A 1,857-nucleotide genomic window follows, 5' to 3' on the forward strand; every position below is an offset into this window, starting at 1 on the left:
CGGTAGGGCGCTGAGCACTCGCCTCCGAGCGACAGCACGGCCCGATCACCAGCGCGAACCCGCGCAACGGGCCGAACCCGCCCGACAGCCGATTCCCTCAGGGCAGCACGGGAGCACGGCAGCACGGCAGAACGGCAGAACGGCAGAGCGTCAGAACGGGGGCGGCCGGTCCTCGAACCTCAGGGTCGCGGGTGGGCCTGGACGGAGCCGTGCCTCGAGGCCCGGCGGGCGCGTGGTGATGCAGCGGCCGGTGGGGGTGGTCCAGTCGGCGGTGCCGTCGGGGTGGAGGACGTAGGTCCAGCGGTCGCCGTGCCGCACGTGGTGGTGGGCGACGCAGAGGCTGGCGAGGTTGCCGGGGTCGGTGCCGCCGCCGTTGCGCCACTCGACGACGTGGTCGGCCTCGGCGCTCGCGGCGGAGCGGGTGCAGCCGGGGAAGCGGCAGGTCACGTCGCGGAGCTGGAGGAGGAGCCGCAGCTCGCGGTGCGGCAGTCGGCGTGTGCGCCCGACCGAGAGGACGGCGCCCGTCCGGGGCTCGGTCAGCACGCGGGTGACGGTCGCGGGGACGAGGCTCCGGGCGACGTCTGCCGGGATCGGGCCGTAGCCGTCGAGCTCGGCGGAGGCGTCGTCGGCGCCGGACGCGGTGCTCGCCGACAGGGTGACCCGCACCTCGGCGTGCACGCCGGTGACGAGGGTCGGAACGGGCCGATCGGCACCGACCGAGTCGGGCACCGTGCCGATGACGTCCGCCTCGCAGAGGAGGTCGGCCAGAGCGTCGGCTCGCAGCTGGGCGAGGGTCCGCTCGTCGCCCGCTCCGGAGATCACGCCTGCGGCGCCCGCACCGGTGATTCCGGCCGGCTCCGCCCCGGTCGTCCCGCTCGACTCCGCCCCGCAGGAGCCCGCATCCGTGGCGGCAGGCGGCTCCGCCCCCGCCGGCCCCTCGGCGCCGTCGCGGAGGATCCGGGCGATCCGGTCGAGGCGGCTGTACGCCCCCACGGCGACCGGGGCGGGGAGGAGGGCGCAGAGCGTCGCCATGCCGTCGACCTCGGGGGTCAGCCAGACCGCGCGGTCCTCGCGGGCACGTCGGTGGCGCTCGGCGAGGGGCTGCTCGTGGAGCTCCTCCCGCAGCCGCGCCAGAGCGCGCCGCAGCTGCGTCGGCGTGGTGCGGGCCGCGAGCTCGGCCGCCCGCGTATCGAACGCGGCGCGGGAGCCCGGAGGCAGGGTGGCCGCGACGGCGCAGACGGCCTGGCCCGCCTCCCACCGCAGGCGCGCCCCGGCGAGGGCGGCGCGGGTGGCCGGCAGGTCTTCGACGAGGAGGCGCGCGTGGTCGAGCTCGCGGGAGGCGACCCGCTCGGAGACTCCGAGGGCGACCGCGAACTCCGCGCGGATCGACCGCTCGGCGAGGTCGCTCGACGCGTGGGGCGCCGAGCCGCGGGCGAACGACTCCGGATGCTCGAGCGCGGCCCGGTGCCCGGCGTGCAGCTCCTCGGCCGCGGCCAGGAGCAGCGGGGACGTCGAGCGGGCCAGCGCCGCGGCTCGGTCGCCGCGAGCACGCACCTCGCTGAGCACCGCCTCCGCTGCTGTCGACCCGCTGATCATCGTCATACGTGTATTCAATCAGCGACCACCGACACGGAAGCGACGGATCGTCACATCCGTGAAGAACCGGCGTGAAGCCCTCCTGTGGAGGGAGGGATCACCGCAGCCGGCGCCGCACATCCCCGCCGTCCTCGGGGCGGCGCGCGCAGGACACCGGCGCAACACCCCGCCACACGCACCGCCACGCCCCCCGCTCACCCGAACCGCACCGCCACGCCCCCGCTCACCCGAACCGCACCGCCACGCCCCCGCTCACCCGAA

Annotated in this window: 1 protein-coding gene; it reads right to left on the bottom strand. The window is 76.6% G+C overall.

What is annotated here, in order from left to right:
* Positions 1-150: 150 nt before the first annotated feature.
* Entirely contained in the window at positions 151-1,602 is a 1,452-nt protein-coding gene (locus C5C27_RS17405) for an HNH endonuclease signature motif containing protein (RefSeq protein WP_104315028.1), read from the bottom strand.
* Between the last annotated feature and the right edge of the window lie 255 nt (positions 1,603-1,857).

The organism is Rathayibacter sp. AY2B7 (assembly GCF_002931635.1).
Lineage (GTDB): Bacteria > Actinomycetota > Actinomycetes > Actinomycetales > Microbacteriaceae > Rathayibacter.

What these genes read in the sequence shown, in the direction of transcription:
- C5C27_RS17405 (WP_104315028.1), bottom strand. Translation starts at nt 1,602, where the DNA reads ATGACGATGATCAGCGGGTCGACAGCAGCGGAGGCGGTGCTCAGCGAG.